This is a genomic window from Streptomyces sp. sk2.1 (genome assembly GCF_008120935.1).
Lineage (GTDB): Bacteria > Actinomycetota > Actinomycetes > Streptomycetales > Streptomycetaceae > Streptomyces.
The window spans coordinates 49,627-64,723 of the sequence record NZ_RDBO01000011.1; the positions used below are offsets into that span (position 1 = coordinate 49,627).

Sequence of the window (15,097 nt, forward strand, 5' to 3'; positions counted from 1 at the left end):
AGGGATGTATTCGCGGCCCGGGAAAGGGTGACCCTCCGGGGCGCCGGGATGACGGCCGTTGCGGGCGGCGCCGGAGCGGGCGGCCGTCGCGCACCCTCGCGCTCCGTGGAACGGCCCCCGGACCGGGGCCGGCCGGGCCGTGGACCGGGCCCCGCGGCGGGCCGTCGTCCCGGATCATGTCCGGGTACGTCGCGTCACGAGACGCACCGGAACCGACGAGGAACGGACGCACCATGGGGCCGACGCGGAGCTACACCATCGAATCGCTCGACACCGGACTCCGGTTGATGCGGCTGTTCCTCACCCACGACACGCTGACCGTCTCCCGGGCGGCCGAACTGCTCTCCGTGGGCAGGTCCACCGCGCACCGGGTGCTCAGCACCCTGGAGGGGCGGGGCTTCGCGGTCCGGGACTCCTCCGGCCGCGGTTACGCACCTGGCCCCGAGCTGGTCCGGCTCGGACTCCCGGCCGGCTTCGGCACGGCGATCCACGAACGGCTCGGCGCCGTGCTGGAGGACGCAGTGCTGCGTACCGGCGAGACGGTGCAGAGCGCGGCGTTGATCGGCGACCGGATCGTCATCACCGACGGTCGCGAGTGCCGGCATCCGGTGCGGGTGATGTCGGGGATCGGCCGCACCTGCCCCGCCCACACCACGGCGGGCGGCAGGATGCTGCTCTCCCGGATGGCGCCGGAACAGGTCCGCGCCCTCTATCCGCGGGAGGAGCTGCCGGCGACCTCGTCGAACGCCCCCGCCTCGCGTTCCGCGCTGCTCGCCGAGCTCGACGAGGTCCGCGGGCGGGGGTACGCGGTCAGCCGCGGGGAATCGGTCCGGGGCGTGTACGCCGTGGCCGTCCTCCTGACCGGGGCGAACTGGCGCGACCGGCTCGCCCTGATCGCCTCGGCCCCCGCCGACCGGGGCGACGACGCGGCGCTCGCCCGCCGCGCCGAGGAACTCCGCCGCTGCGCCGCGCTGCTGGACGGGCCCGGCACCGGGCATGAGGCGGCACCGCCCCGATGACGCGCCGGTCCCCCGCACCGCGCGGGCGCGTGGAACCGGGGGCGGTCGGGAATTCCGTGCGCGGTGCGGAACCACACCGCGCGGGCGCGTGGAACCGGGCGCACGCCGGAGCGGTGGGGCGGCCGGTCCCGCACCGCGCGGGTGCGGGCCGTGCCGCGGCTGCCGCCCGGGGTCCGGGATCAGCGGCGGGTGCCGCCGATCCGCCCCTCCAGCTGGACGAGCAGCTCGCCTAGCTGGGCGCTGAGTTGGACGTGGGTGCGCTCGTCGAGGCCCGACAGGACCGTGCGCTCGTACGCCAGTTGCCGCGGCAGCAGCGTGTCCACCAGCTCACGCCCCTCCTCCGTGAGGCGGACGTGGTTGACGCGGCGGTCGCGATCGTCGCCCCGGCGGTCGACGAGGCCGCGCTCCTGGAGGACCCGCAGGCGCTTGGTGACGGCGGCGCCGGAGGAGAACGTCTCCCTGGCCAGCTCGCCGGGGGTCAGTTCGCGGTCGGTGCGGCGCACGGCCCCGAGCAGGTCGAACTCGGCACGGGTCAGTCCGGCGGCGCGCAGTGGGGCGTCCTCCGCCTGCTGGAGCAGGGCGGCGCAGCGGTTGATGCGGCCGATGAGTTCCATCGGTCCGGTGTCCAGCTCCGGGTTGACGGCCTGCCACTGCCGTACCACCGAGGCGACGATGTCGTCGGTCACACCGCTCCGTTCTCCGGGGCGGGGGCGAGCAGCCCCTGCCGTGTCGCTGTAGCGGCGAGCGTACGGTGTCCGGCCCGTTCGGCCGCGATGACCTGCTCCTGGGGCAGGGCGCGCTGCCACCATTCGCCCGCGGCGGTGTCGTCGGCGTCGCGCAGTTCGACGAGCGACCCGGTCAGCCCGCGGCGGGCGGCGTCCAGGGCCACCGGATCGGTCAGCGGCGCGGCCAGCGCGCTCACGGCCCGGGCCCGGGCGAGTTCGGTGGCGGCCAGGGCCTTCTCCAGGCGTCCGCCGGCCCGGCGGTTGGTCACCAGGACGGCGGCGAGCAGGCCCGTACCGGCGCCGATGACGGTGTCCAGGACCCGGTCGCCGATGAGTTCGCCGACCGGGTGGGTACCGCCGAATTCCAGCACCAGCAGCGCCATCGGGGTGACGGCGACGGAGCCGAGCCAGTAGTTGCGGGTGATCAGGGCCTCGGCCGCGAAACCGAAGAACAGGCAGAAGCCGATGAGGGCCAGGGGTCCGGTGCGGCTGACGGGGAGGACGGCGGCGAAGACGAGGACGCCGATCAGGTTGCCCAGGGTGCGTTGCAGGGCCCGGTTCCAGGACAGCGTCACATTGGCCTGGTAGAGGGAGGCGGCGGTCACGATGGCCCAGTAGGGGCGGCCGACGCCGGCCGCCTGGGAGGCATATCCGGCCAGGGCGCAGCCGATGAGCGCGCGGACGCCGATGGGCAGCAGCGGGGAGCCGGGGGCGAGGCCGCGCAGCAGCGCGCGGCGGGCGTCGCGCCGGCTCGTGCCGCGCCGGGCGGCCCGCTCGGAGTCGATGCCGAACAGTTCGTCCGAGGTGCCCGGGGCGGGCGGCGGGGTGGGGACGGGGCCGCGGGCCCGGGCCTGCCGCGCCCAGGCGCGGAGCAGGTCGGGGTCCGGTGCGGGGACGGGCACGGCCGGGGAGGCGTTGAGGCAGGCGTCGGGGGCGGTTGCGGCGGTCGCCGTCTCGGCGTGGACGACGAGGCGTTCGAGCGCCCGGCGCGTGGGGGTGGGGCGTCCGGCGGCGAGCAGGCACTGCCAGGCCGCGTGCACGGCGGCGGCCGTCGCGTGCCGGGTGCGGGGGCCGGGGTCGGCCAGGTGGGCGGCGGCAGCGTCGAGGGCGCGGGCCGTCGCCCGGCGCTCCGGGCCCTCCCTGCGGATGAGCACGGGGCCGACCGCGACCAGCCAGGCGATCGCCCCGGCGGCCAGGGTCAGCGCGAGGTGGCCGGGCACCTGGCCGAGTCGTTGCGGGGCGAAGAGCGCGGCCGAGGTGACGAACGTGAAGATCACCGGTCCGGGCGGGCCGATGCGGGTGGCGTCGCAGAGCGTCTTCTGCCCGGCCGCGAGGACGGCCCCCACCGCGATCAGCACGGTGGCCGAGGAGGTGAGGGAGGCCGCGACCAGCGATATCGCCATGCCGATGACCATGGAGACGACGACTCCGGCGACGGCACGGGCCCGACGCACGTAGGGCAGGTTGTGCCCGTACAGGGCGCAGAGCGAACCGGCCATCGTGTACATCACCAGGTCGAGCCGGTCGGCGGCGAGCAGCACCAGGTCCGGTACGGCGGTGGCGACGACCACGCTCAGCGCCGGTTTGAACCACATGTCCGAGGGCCGGACGAGACGCAGCGGGGCCGCCAGCGGGAGTCTGCGGACGGAGGGCTGCCGGGACCAGGTGGTTGCATCACTCACTCAAATACTTTAGCAGGTATTACACCCGTAAAACATTTCTCCGGGTCGCCGGCCGCCGGGCCCCGGGCCACACTGATCGCAGCACCCACGCACCCGCTCCCCCACCCCGGTCCGGCATCCGTTCGCGGCGCGCGCCGATGCGGGCCCTTCTGGAGTCCAGCCGATGTACGAGAGCGATGCCGGACTGCTCGCCCCCGGGCGGGCCGGCTCCCCCGCCGAGACGGCCACCGGCGACAGCGCCTTCCTGCGGGCGATGCTCGACGCCGAGGCCGCGCTCACCCGCGCCCAGTCCGACTGCGGGCTGGCCCCGGCCGGCGCGGGGCAGGCGGTGACCGCGGCGGCGGCCGACATGAGCCGGTTCGACGTGCGGGACCTCGCGCTGCGCGCACGCGCGGGCGGCGATCCGGTCGTCCCCCTGGCCCTGGACCTGGTGGCAAGGGTGACGGAGGACTTCCGGCCGTACGTGCACCGGGGCGCGACCAGCCAGGACATCCTCGACACGGCCGCCATGCTGGTCGCCGCGCGCACCCTGGCACCGGTGCTCGACGACCTGGCGCGCACCGCGGACGCGGTGGCCCGGATCGCCACCGCGCACCGCAACACCCCGATGGCCGGCCGCGCGCTCACCCAGCACGCCGCGCCGATCACCTTCGGGCTGAAGGCGGCCGGGTGGCGTGCGCTGATCCTCGACGCGCGGGACCGGCTCTCGGCCGTACGGGAGTCGCTGCCCGCCCAGCTGGGCGGCGCGGCGGGGACGCTGGCCTCGTTCGGGGCCTACGCGCCCGGCGCCGACACCGACGGGATCGATCCGGGGCTGCCGCTGCTCCAGATGTTCGCGAACGAACTCGGCCTGGCCGAACCCCTGCTGCCCTGGCACACCCTGCGCACCCCGATCGCCGACCTGGCGGGTGCGCTGGCCTTCACGGCGGGCGCGCTCGGCAAGACGGCGGCCGATGTGCTCACCCTGTCCCGTACCGAGATCGGCGAGGTCGCCGAGGCGCAGGACGGCGGCCCGTCCGTCCTGGCGCACAGGGCCGACCCGGTGCGCGCCACGCTGATCGCGGCGGCGGCCCGCCGCGCCCCCGGTCTGGCGGCGACGCTGTACGGCTCGCTCACGGCCGAGGACGAGCGGCCGGCCGGGGCCTGGCACGCCGAGTGGGAGCCGCTGCGCGAACTGCTGCGGCTGGTCGGCGGCGCCGCGCGGGACGCCGCCGAACTGACCGGGGGGCTGCGCGTCGTCCCCTACGCCATGCGGGAGAACCTCCAGCTCACCGACGGGCTGATCGTCTCGGAGCGGCTGGCCGCCGCGTTCGCGGAACGGGTCGGCCGCAGGCGCGCCGCCGAGGTGCTGGCGGGCGCCGCGGTCCGGGCCCGCGCGGAGACCACGGACCTGTCCGACGTCCTGGCCGACGTCCTCGACGAGGAGCCCGAGCTGGCGGGGATCGACCTGGCGGAACTGACCGAGCCCGCCCGGTACACCGGCTGCGCGGGCGCGCTCACCGACCGCGCGCTGGACCGCGGCTGACCACCCTCCAGAACGCCCTCGCGCCCGGGTCAGACCAGTTCGCCCCCGCGGGCGACGACCCGTCCGGCGCGCACCACCAGGGACGGGACCGGGCGGTCCACGACGGCCTCGGGCAGCGAACCGGCGGCGACGAGGACGAAGTCGGCCGGGTCGCCGGCCTCCAGCCGGGAGGCGGGCAGTCCGAGCAGCGCGGCACCGCCCTGGGCCACCGCCTCGTAGCAGGCGGCGAGTTCGGCGTCGGTGCGGGCGTCGGTGCGGTAGGCGAGCAGATGGGCGCGGGCCAGCATGTCGCCGTCGCCGAACGGCGACCAGGCGTCGCGCACCCCGTCGGAGCCGACGGCGATCCGCACCCCGTGCGGGGCGAGCCGTGCGGGGTCCAGGACCGGGTCGTCGCCCAGGGCGCAGGTGACCAGGGCGACGCCCGCCTCGGCCAGCCGCGCGGCCATGGCGTCGCGTTCGCCGCCCTCCAGCTCGGCGACGGCGAACGCGTGGCCGATCGTGACGCGCCCCCGCATCCCGGCGGCGACGGTGCGCCGGGCGATCTCGGCGGTCTGGCGCAGCCCGGCGGGCCCGCCGTCGTGCAGGTGGATGTCGAGGGGGACGCCCTTGCGGCCGGCCAGCGCGAACACGAAGTCCAGCTGGCCCTCCATGTCGCCGTCGATGCCGACGGGGTCGAGGCCGCCCACGACGTCGGCCCCCTCGGACAGGGCCTGTTCCATGAGCTCGGCGGTGCCGGGCTCGCTCAACAGACCGAGCTGGGGGAAGGCGACGATCTGGACGTCGATGAGGTGCTTGCGGGCGTCGGCCGCGGCGCGCACCCCGTGCACCCCGAGCAGGCCGTGCGCGGGGGCGACGTCCACATGGGCCCGCATGGCGCGGGTGCCCCGGGCGATGGCCCGGTCCATCAGCGCCCCGGCCCGCTCCTCCACCGGGGAGGTGAATCCCGCCCTGGCCCGTACGTCGCCGTCGATCAGGTCGCGGAGCGTCCCGGCGGGCTCCCGGCTGAGCCAGGGCCCGCCCCAGGTGGTCTTGTCGGGGTGGATGTGCGCGTCCACGGGCGAGGGCAGGACGAGGGCGCCCGCGGCGTCCACGGTCCTGCAGCCGGCGGGCACTTCCGCCGGGTCGTACCCGGCGATCCGGCCGTCGGAGACCAGCAGGTCGCGGACGCTTCCGTCGGCGGTGCGGACGGCGGTGAACAGGACGTGGGGAAGGGCGGGGGCGGATGTCGCCATGGGTCCGGGGTCTCCTTCGGGTGCCGGGTGGTGCGCGAGGGACGTGACGCGGTGCGCGAGGAGCGGGAGGCGCCGCGGGAAGGCGCGCGGGAGCACGCGGGGCGCGGCTGCCGCGGCCCTCACGGATTTCGGGAAGCTTCGCGGAGCCTCGCCCGACATTTGGTATACCAGATGGTCCGGATGTCGGCCCGTACCGGCATCCACCCCTCATTGAAACTTCACACACCACGTACGATGACGGAATGAACGAACCTGGCGGGCAGCGGCCCCGGGGAAGGCGGGGCATCGGCGCCCCTGTCGCCCTCGGTTGGCTCTTCATGCTGTTCGCCATGGTCACGTGCTGTTCGGTCCCGGCTCCGTCCTCGCACGGCTCCGGCGCCCACAGCACCTCCGTCGCGGTCCGGGTCCTCACCCCGGTGCACGCCGAGCCCGCGCCGTCCGTGGTGGCCGACGCCTCCGCGGACCGGGGAGTGGGCAGCTCCTGCCACGGCACGGTCGAGCACGCGACACCCGTCGTGCTGCCCGGCCAGAGCGCGCCCGCGGCCCTTCCCGGTGCCACCGTCGCCGCCTCCGTCGCCCCGCTCACCGGAGCCGCCACGATCCGCGGCCCCTCCAACGACGCCGTGCGCGCGGTCGACCATCTCCGTCTGCAGGTTCAACGGGTCTAGAGGCAGGCCCCCGTTTTCCGGAGAACCGGAAAGCGGGCTCCCGCATGCCCCGATCCCACCCGTCTTGCCGAACCGAAGGACCCCCATGGCTTCCGCCAAGAACCAGAACGCCTCCGCCGCGCGCCGCGCCAAGCTGGAGGAGGCCCGCCGCAAGGAACGGGCCCGCGAGCGGCGCAGCCGCATCATCACCATCACCGCGTCCGTCGCCGTGGTGGCCGCGCTCGTCGCGGGCGGCGGATATCTGATGTCCGCGGCCGACGACCAGGAGAAGGCCGAGGCCGAGGTCAAGGCCTCGCCCGTGAAGGGTGAGCGGACCTGGGACAAGCTCTCCCAGAACCACGTCGAGAAGCAGGTCTCCTACCCGATGAACCCGCCGGTCGGCGGCGACCACAACCCGGTCTGGATGAACTGCAACGCCGACGTCTACACCAAGGCGATACCGAAGGAGAACGCCGTGCACTCCCTGGAGCACGGCGCGGTCTGGGTGACGTACACGGACAAGGCGAAGCCCGCCGACGTCGAGAAGCTCAGTACGCGGGTCAAGGCGACGCCCTACTCGCTGATGAGCCCGGTCGAGGACCAGGCCGCACCGATCATGCTCAGCGCCTGGGGCAAGCAGGTCACGGTGACGAGCGCCACCGACGCGCGCGTCGAGCAGTTCTTCACCAAGTACGTGCAGGGCCCGCAGACGCCGGAGCCCGGCGCGGCCTGCACCGGCGGGGTCGCCGGATGACGCCCGCCCTCCGCTCCTCGCGCCCGATGGTGCTGGCGGGCGGCACGGTGCTGCTGCTCGCGCTGGGCCTGATCGCGCTGATGCTCGTACGGCCGTCCGCGTCCGCCGACTCCGGCCCCGCCGCGGCCGCTCCCCCGGACTCCTCGGTCGACGTCGGCTTCGCCCGCGACATGTCGGTCCACCATCAGCAGGCGGTCGAGATGTCGTTCATCGTCCGGGACCGCACCTCCGACGAGGCGGTGCGCCTGCTCGCGTACGACATCATCAACACGCAGGCCAATCAGCGCGGCATGATGCTCGGCTGGCTGGAGGGCTGGGGCCGGGCGAAGTCGTCCGGTGCCGAGCCGATGGCCTGGATGGGGCACGCCTTCACCCCCAGGGGAGACGGTTCGCTGATGCCCGGCATGGCGACCGACAGCGAGCTGGACGAGCTGCGGGCGGCGAAGGGGAAGAAGGCCGAGGTGCTGTTCCTCGAGCTGATGACCGTGCACCACCGGGCGGGTGCGGAAATGGCCCAGGCCGCGGCCACCTCGGCGGACACCGAACTGATCAGGAACCTGGCGGCGGGCATGGTCCGGGGCCAGCAGTCGGAGATCGAGCTCATGGCGGACATGCTCGGCAAGCGCGGCGCGAAGCCCTGATCCGGTACCGGTGCACGGACCGGGTACCGGTGCACGGACCCTGATCCGGCTTCCGTCGGCGGCCCGTCCTGCGGGGGTTCCTCCCCCGCAGGACGGGCCGTTCCCGTACGCGCCACGGCCCGTGGGAGGCACCCGGTCCCCGCACGACGGCCGGGCGCCGGGCACCGGGGCCCGCACAGGGGATCGCATAGGCTCGTTCCCGACATGAAGAGCAACCTCGCACCGCTGGGACCCAAGGCCGACAAGGACACCGTGCGCCGCAGCAACCTCAGTCTGGTGCTGCGCGCCGTCCGCGAGGAGGGCGCGGGCGGGGCGACCAGGGCCGGGGTCGCCGCGCGGGTGGGGCTGACCCGGGCGGCGGTGTCCTCGCTCGTGGAACAGCTGCTCGGCATCGGCTTCCTCACCGAGTCCGGCAAGACCTTCAGCGGGCAGGCGGGACGGCCCGGCACCACGCTCGAAGTGGCGCGCTCCGGGCCCGCCGGCCTCGGCGTGGAGATCAACATCGACTACGTGTCGGTGTGCGTCGTCGACTTGGCGGGCACCGACCGGGTACGGCTCACCGAACACCTCGACAACCGCGGCGCACCGCCCGCGCAGGTCCTGGCCCGGGCCGCGGGCATCGCGGCGCGCACCATGGAGTCGGCGCGCGAGCAGCGGCTCCGCCCGGTCGCGACGGCGTTGGCGCTGCCCGGCCTGGTGTCCGGCGGCACGGTGCGCCAGGCCCCCAATCTGGGCTGGAACCGGGTGCCGGCCGAGGAGCTGTTCGCCGCCGCGTTCGCCGCCGCCCGCCCGGGGCACGAGGCGCTCGCGGTGCGTGCGGAGAACGAGGCCAATCTGGCGGCGCTCGCCGAGCTGTGGTTCGGCGGGCTCGACCCGATCCGCAACTTCCTCCACCTGACGGGCGAGATCGGTGTCGGTGGCGCGCTGGTCGTCGACGGCGAACTGCTGCGCGGGGCGCACGGTTTCGCCGGAGAGATCGGGCATGTGGTGGTGGAGGCGGAGGGGCCGCGGTGCCGGTGCGGCTCGCGCGGCTGTCTGGAGCAGTACGCCGGTCAGGCCGCGCTCCTGCGGGCGGCCGGCATCGAGGAGTCCGGCGGCGGCGCGGTGGCCGAACTGGAACGGCGCGCCCGGGCCGGGGACGAGCGGACGGTGGCCGCCCTCTCGCGGGCGGGCCGGATGCTGGGGCGGGTGCTGTCCGGGGCGGTGAACCTGCTCGACCCGGACGCGGTGGTGCTCGGCGGGATCTACCGGAACCTGATGCCGTGGCTGTCGCCGGCCGTCGACGCGGAGCTGACCGGCCGGGTGGTGTCGGGGCTCTGGTCCCCGGGGAACGGCCGGCTGCGCGCCTCGTCCGCCGCCGGCGACGCGGCCCGGGGCGCCGCGGCGCTGGTGATGACCGAGGTGCTGGCCGACCCGGTGGCGTACGCGGGCCACGCGGCGGTCCGGCCCGCACGGCCCGGGGAACCGGCCCGCCGGCGTACGGGGACCGGCCCGTCGGTGCACGGGGGCTGACCCGCCGCGGCGTACGGGGACCGGCCCCGCCGATGCGCCCGGACCGCGGGGTCAGCGCACGCCGAGCAGGTGGTCCATCGCCAGCTGGTCCAGGACCTCGAACGCCATGCCCCGTTCCGCCGCCGCCGTGACGTCGAACTCCTCGTACGCCGACCGGTCGGCCAGCAGTCCGGTCACGCCGTCCTCGGCTGTGGGGCGGGCCAGTTCGTCGAGCCGGGACGCGCGCAGCGCCTCCCGCACGGCGGGGTCGGCGCGGAAGGCCTCGGCGCGCTCCTTGAGGATCAGGTAGTTGCGCATGCAGCCGGCGGCCGAGGCCCGCACGCCGTCGTGGTCCTCGGTGCGCGGCGGCTTGAAGTCGAAGTGCCGCGGGCCCGTGTAACCGGCCGTCTCCAGCAGGTCCACGAGCCAGAACGCCTGGCGCAGGTCACCGGCGCCGAAGCGCAGGTCCTGGTCGTACTTGATGCCCGACTGGCCGTTCAGGTCGATGTGGAAGAGCTTGCCCGCCCACAGCGCCTGCGCGATGCCGTGCGGGAAGTTCAGCCCGGCCATCTGCTCGTGCCCGGTCTCCGGGTTGACGCCGACCAGTTCCGGGCGTTCCAGACGCTCGATGAAGGCGAGGGCGTGGCCGATGGTCGGCAGCAGGATGTCCCCGCGCGGCTCGTTCGGCTTGGGCTCGATGGCGAACCTCAGGTCGTAGCCCTGCTCGGTCACGTAGTCGCCCAGCAGGTCGAAGGCCTCCTTCATCCGGTCGAGGGCGACCCGGACGTCCTTGGCGGCCCCGGACTCGGAGCCCTCGCGTCCGCCCCAGGCCACATAGGTGGTGGCGCCCAGCTCGACGGCGAGGTCGATGTTGCGCAGGGTCTTGCGCAGCGCGTAGCGGCGTACGTCACGGTCGTTGGCGGTGAACGCGCCGTCCTTGAACACCGGGTGCGTGAAGAGGTTGGTCGTCGCCATGGGGACGACGAGCCCGGCCGCGTCCAGTGCCTGCCGGAACCGCTTCACGATCCCCTCGCGCTCGGTGTCCGTCGCGCCGAACGGGATCAGGTCGTCGTCGTGGAAGGTCACGCCGTACGCGCCCAGCTCGGCGAGCCACCGCACGGTGTCGACCGGGTCGGCCGCCGCGCGGGTCGCGTCGCCGAACGGGTCGCGTCCCTGCCAGCCGACCGTCCAGAGCCCGAAGGTGAACCTGTCCTCGGGGGTGGGCGTGAAGCGTTCCGTCATCGTCTGCCGCCTTCGGTACGGGCCGGGCCCGGGACCGGCGCACGCGACTCCGCGCGGTTGCGTGCAGCCATGCGACTCCACACGGCTCCCTGCGGCCGGACCCTATTTGTTCAGTGTCATGACTAATCATGCACGGCCACCCCGTGACACATAACCCCTCACCGTCGGTCACGAAGTTCTTCACCCTGTCGAACCGACCCCGGACCGGCGTCGCCGAGGACCGGCACCACCGCTGTGCGGGACGGGCCCGATCGCGTAATTTGTTTCGCGCACGATCAAATGTGCCGGACCCACGACAGAGGAATGAGGGCGCCATGCCGCCGCGCACCGTCGTCATCGGTGTGGACAGTTCCACCCAGTCCACCAAGGCGGCCTTCGTCGACGCCGGGAGCGGCCGACTGCTGGCCGTCGGCCGCGCACCGCACCGCGTCGACGGGGAGGCGGGGGCCCGGGAGAGCGATCCGGAGGCGTGGTGGCGGGCGCTGCGCGACGCCGTCGCCGCCGGGCTGGCCGAGTCGGGGGTCGCGGGATCCGAGGTGGCCGGCATCGCGGTCGCCGGGCAGCAGCACGGACTGGTCGTCCTCGACCGGTCGGGCCGCCCGTTGCGCCCCGCGACGCTGTGGAACGACACCCGCTCCGCCCCGCAGGCCGCCGCGCTCACCGCGGCGCTGGGCGGTCCGGACGCCTGGACCGCCCGGACCGGATCGGTGCCGGTGGCCTCCGTCACCGCGTCGAAGTGGCAGTGGCTGCGGGAGAACGAGCCGGAGCACGCCGCCGCTGCCGCCGCCGTGCGCCTTCCCCACGACTTCCTGACCGAGCGCCTCGCGGGCGTCGCCGTCACCGATCCCGGCGACGCCTCGGGCTCCGGCTGGTACTCCACCGCGACCGGCGCCTACGATCCCGAAATCCTCGAACTCCTGGGCCTGGAGACCGCGTTGCTGCCGGAACCGGCCGACTCCGGGGCGACGCGCGCCGGTTCGCTGACCGCGCGGGCGGCCGAGGCGCTGGGCCTGCCCGCCGGGATCGCCGTGGCCGCGGGGACCGGGGACAACATGAGCGCCGCGGTCGGGCTCGGGCTGGGCGGCGCCGGGCTGCTCGACCATCCGGTCCTCAGCCTCGGCACCTCGGGCACGGTCTTCGCCGCCTCCCGGACCCGGCCCGCGTCACCGGCCCTCTCCGGCTTCGCCGGGACGGACGGCACGTACCTCCCGCTGGCCTGCACCCTCAACTGCACGCTCGCCGTGGACAAGGTGGCCGCGCTGCTCGGCGTGGACCGCGACGACGCGGCACCCGGCGGCGACGCGGTGCTCCTGCCCTACCTCGACGGCGAGCGCACCCCCGATCTGCCCGCCGCCGCCGGTCTGCTCACCGGACTCCGGCACGACACCACGCCCCGGCAACTGCTCGGCGCCGCCTACGAGGGCGCCGTCTTCACCGTGCTGCGCGCCCTGGACGAACTGCTGCGGGCCTGCGGCCTCGACCCGGCCGCCCCCGAGGTGGCCGCCCGGCCGCTGCGCCTGATCGGCGGCGGGGCCCGGGGGCGCGCCTGGGTGGAGACGGTGCGGCGGCTGTCCGGGCGGCCGGTGATCGTGCCGGGCGGCGGCGAACTGGTGGCGACCGGTGCCGCGGCGCTGGCAGCGGCGGCGGCCGGTGGTGCGGATCCGGTCACGATCGCCACCGGCTGGGGCACCGGCGAGGACACCGAACTGCCCGCCGTCCCGCGGGACTCGGCCACCTGGGACCGGATCGGTTCGGTACTGGAGCGGGCCGCGGGCCCCCTGCTGGGCGGCCGCTGACCCCACGCTTCCCGGATTCCCCGCACGTCCCGCGTATCCCGTCGCCGGGTGCCCGCGCGCCCTCGCGCGCGCCGCGTCGTACGCCCAGCGGGCGGGGCTGACCTGCCGTCACTCCGGCCCGGCCGGTACCCGTCGGTGCTCCCCCGTCGCCCCCGGGACCGGTTTGGGGAAGCGAAGCGGTCTTCACTAGTATCCGGCGATGATCATAAGAAAAAGGCTGACGGCCGGGGTGGGCATCCTGCTCGCGACCCTGACCGCCGGGCTCGGTTCGGCGATTCCCGCCGCTGCCGACGAAGCCCCCGCCAAAGCCTCCCCCAAGGTCGAGCTGGTGCTCGACGTCAGCGGTTCCATGAGGACCCGTGACATCGACGGCCAGTCCCGGATGGCCGCGGCGAAGCAGGCGTTCAACGAGGTCCTGGACGCGGTTCCCGAGCAGGTGCAGCTCGGCATCCGGACGCTCGGCGCCGACTACCCGGGCGACGACCGGAAGGTGGGCTGCAAGGACACCAGGCAGCTCTACCCGGTCGGCCCGCTGGACCGCACCGAGGCCAAGACGGCCGTCGCCACCCTCGCCCCCACCGGCTGGACCCCGATCGGTCCGGCCCTGCTGGGGGCCGCCGACGACCTGGAGGGCGGCGACTCCACCCGCCGGATCGTCCTGATCAGCGACGGCGAGGACACCTGCGGCCCGCTCGACCCGTGCGAGGTGGCCCGGGACATCGCGGCCCGCGGCATCCACCTCGTCATCGACACCCTGGGCCTGGTGCCGAACGCGAAGATCCGCGAGCAGCTGACCTGCATCGCCGAGGCCACCGGCGGCACCTACACCGCCGTCCAGCACACCGACGAACTCTCGGGACGCGTCAAGCAGTTGGTGGACCGGGCCGCCGAGCCCGTCGTCACACCGGTGGCGACCGAGGGCACCGACCGGTGCTCCACCGCGCCGCAGCTCAAGCCCGGCCTGTACACCGACCGCCAGAAGTTCGGCCAGCACCGCTGGTACCGGGTGGACGTGCTGCCCGGCCAGGAACTGCGCACCTCGGTCAGCGTGTTCGCCGACCGGGCCGTGAACAACGACTACGGCGTACTGCTGCGGGCGTTGACCGTGCACGGCCGGGAGATCGTGCGGGGTTCGGAGTCGGGCACCGGCCGCACCGACGCGATCTCCTCCGGCCTGCGCTATCCGAAGCCCGGTTCGGCCGAGACGGACAGCGACGACAAGCCGGCCGCCGAGACCGTGTGCCTCCAGGTCAGCAACTCCTTCTCGGCACCGGCCTCGGTGAAGACCTCGCCGGGCATGCCGGTCGAGCTGACCGTGGACCTGGTGGACGACCCGGACGAAGCGGCCGACGTGGCCGCCTTCGGTCTCGGCCGCGGCTGGTGGCTGCTGGGCGTACTGGTCCTCACCGGACTGGTCGTGGGCCTGGTGTTCGGCTGGATCTCGCGTTGGCGCGTCGCCGTCTGGAGGACCAACTGATGAAGCGGACGACACGTGCGTTCACGGCCGCGCTGCTGACCGGGCTCGCCCTGCTGACCCCGGCGGGTGCCGCGGTGGCCGACGACCCGTCGGCGAGCCCGAGCCCGAGCGCCTCCGACGAATCGGCCGGCCCCACCGAGGCGGGCACCACCTTCCGTACGGCGACGGCGATCCAGCAGGGCCGGACCGCCACCGCCGAGGCGTCCACGGGTGACTACCTGTACTGGGTCTTCCCCGCCGACGCGGGCCAGCGGGCCACCGTCAAGGCGAAGATCACCCTGCCCGAGAGCGCCACCCGGCACGGCGCCTCGACGTGGCAGGTCGACGTGTACGACGGGCTGCGGCGCCGTCAGGCGTGCATGTACGGCCGCCAGACCGGGAAGGCGGCGGCCGACGCGTCGACGGTCGAACTGGCCTGCGTCCTGCGGACCGTCCGCGCCTGGGCCGAGCCGTGGGCCGACGACCCGCTGCCGGGAAGCTACTACGTACGGCTCACGGTCGTCGGGCTGCCCCCGTCCGACCTGGGTCTGCCGGTACGGACCGAGGTCGAGGTCACCTCGGTCGACAAGGGCGGTGCCGGCGACGTGGACGGCACGCTCGCCGAGCCGCTGGTGCCCGGCGTGTCCTCCGTCGCGCAGGCGTCCGACGACTCGGCCGCCGGTGACGACGGTACGTCGGACGAGGCGTCCTCCGGCAACGGGCCCGAGGACGGCTGGTCCTCCGGCTGGTGGACCGACCGCTGGCTGTGGACGGTGGGCGGCGGCGTCCTCGGGGCGCTCGCGGCGGTCTTCGGGTACTCCCTCACCCGTGGCACCGGGCGCCCGTCCAGGGTTCCGCCGGGCGCCTGACCCGCGCCCCCGCACGGC

The 15,097-nt window shown here is 74.8% G+C and carries 12 protein-coding genes and 1 pseudogene; 9 read left to right on the forward strand and 4 right to left on the reverse strand.

What is annotated here, in order from left to right; genetic code table 11:
* Window positions 1–233 precede the first annotated feature (233 nt).
* Window positions 234–1,019 carry an IclR family transcriptional regulator gene (locus EAO76_RS01605; protein WP_148832534.1) on the forward strand — a complete coding sequence of 262 codons (786 nt, stop codon included), beginning with the start codon at window positions 234–236 and terminating at the stop codon, window positions 1,017–1,019.
* Window positions 1,020–1,198: 179 nt separating this feature from the next.
* Here EAO76_RS01605 and EAO76_RS01610 read toward each other — a convergent pair whose 3' ends face one another.
* Window positions 1,199–1,705 (reverse strand): MarR family winged helix-turn-helix transcriptional regulator, encoded by a 507-nt coding sequence (locus EAO76_RS01610; RefSeq protein ID WP_148832536.1) that lies wholly within the window; start codon window positions 1,703–1,705, stop codon window positions 1,199–1,201.
* A complete protein-coding gene (locus EAO76_RS01615; protein ID WP_148832595.1) occupies window positions 1,702–3,339 on the reverse strand; it encodes an FUSC family protein in 1,638 nt (545 codons plus the stop codon). The genes EAO76_RS01610 and EAO76_RS01615 overlap by 4 nt, the downstream gene beginning before the upstream one ends.
* A gap of 250 nt (window positions 3,340–3,589) precedes the next feature.
* On the opposite strand from EAO76_RS01615, the gene pcaB reads away from it, so the two are divergent.
* The gene (gene pcaB / locus EAO76_RS01620) at window positions 3,590–4,951 is read left to right on the forward strand and encodes a 3-carboxy-cis,cis-muconate cycloisomerase (protein WP_148832538.1); all 1,362 of its coding nucleotides are present in this window, start codon (window positions 3,590–3,592) and stop codon (window positions 4,949–4,951) included.
* A gap of 29 nt (window positions 4,952–4,980) precedes the next feature.
* On the opposite strand, the gene EAO76_RS01625 is transcribed toward pcaB, so the two are convergent.
* On the reverse strand, window positions 4,981–6,183 hold the full coding sequence (locus EAO76_RS01625; protein WP_262375224.1) for an amidohydrolase: 1,203 nt from the start codon (window positions 6,181–6,183) through the stop codon (window positions 4,981–4,983).
* A gap of 242 nt (window positions 6,184–6,425) precedes the next feature.
* Here EAO76_RS01625 and EAO76_RS01630 point away from each other — a divergent pair, with 242 nt between their 5' ends.
* From EAO76_RS01630 to EAO76_RS01645, 4 genes and pseudogenes are all read left to right on the forward strand, one after another.
* Window positions 6,426–6,851, forward strand: a complete 426-nt coding sequence (locus EAO76_RS01630; protein WP_148832541.1) for a hypothetical protein — start codon at window positions 6,426–6,428, stop codon at window positions 6,849–6,851.
* A gap of 85 nt (window positions 6,852–6,936) precedes the next feature.
* Window positions 6,937–7,584, forward strand: coding sequence for a DUF3105 domain-containing protein (locus tag EAO76_RS01635; protein WP_148832543.1), 648 nt, complete (start codon window positions 6,937–6,939; stop codon window positions 7,582–7,584).
* On the forward strand, window positions 7,581–8,225 hold the full coding sequence (locus EAO76_RS01640) for a DUF305 domain-containing protein (protein ID WP_148832545.1): 645 nt from the start codon (window positions 7,581–7,583) through the stop codon (window positions 8,223–8,225). Before EAO76_RS01635 ends, EAO76_RS01640 begins: the two co-directional genes overlap by 4 nt.
* A gap of 204 nt (window positions 8,226–8,429) precedes the next feature.
* A pseudogene (locus EAO76_RS01645) lies at window positions 8,430–9,653 on the forward strand (ROK family protein); the annotation flags it as partial.
* 135 nt (window positions 9,654–9,788) lie between these two features.
* Here EAO76_RS01645 and xylA read toward each other — a convergent pair.
* Window positions 9,789–10,958, reverse strand: coding sequence for a xylose isomerase (gene xylA / locus EAO76_RS01650; protein WP_148832549.1), 1,170 nt, complete (start codon window positions 10,956–10,958; stop codon window positions 9,789–9,791).
* A gap of 314 nt (window positions 10,959–11,272) precedes the next feature.
* Between xylA and xylB the strand changes: the two genes are divergently transcribed.
* The 3 genes from xylB (at window position 11,273) to EAO76_RS01665 (ending at window position 15,079) form a co-directional block, all read left to right on the forward strand.
* Window positions 11,273–12,754 carry a xylulokinase gene (gene xylB / locus EAO76_RS01655; protein WP_148832551.1) on the forward strand — a complete coding sequence of 494 codons (1,482 nt, stop codon included), beginning with the start codon at window positions 11,273–11,275 and terminating at the stop codon, window positions 12,752–12,754.
* A gap of 199 nt (window positions 12,755–12,953) precedes the next feature.
* On the forward strand, window positions 12,954–14,231 hold the full coding sequence (locus tag EAO76_RS01660; protein ID WP_148832553.1) for a VWA domain-containing protein: 1,278 nt from the start codon (window positions 12,954–12,956) through the stop codon (window positions 14,229–14,231).
* On the forward strand, window positions 14,231–15,079 hold the full coding sequence (locus tag EAO76_RS01665; protein WP_148832555.1) for a hypothetical protein: 849 nt from the start codon (window positions 14,231–14,233) through the stop codon (window positions 15,077–15,079). The genes EAO76_RS01660 and EAO76_RS01665 overlap by 1 nt, the downstream gene beginning before the upstream one ends.
* Window positions 15,080–15,097 lie beyond the last annotated feature (18 nt).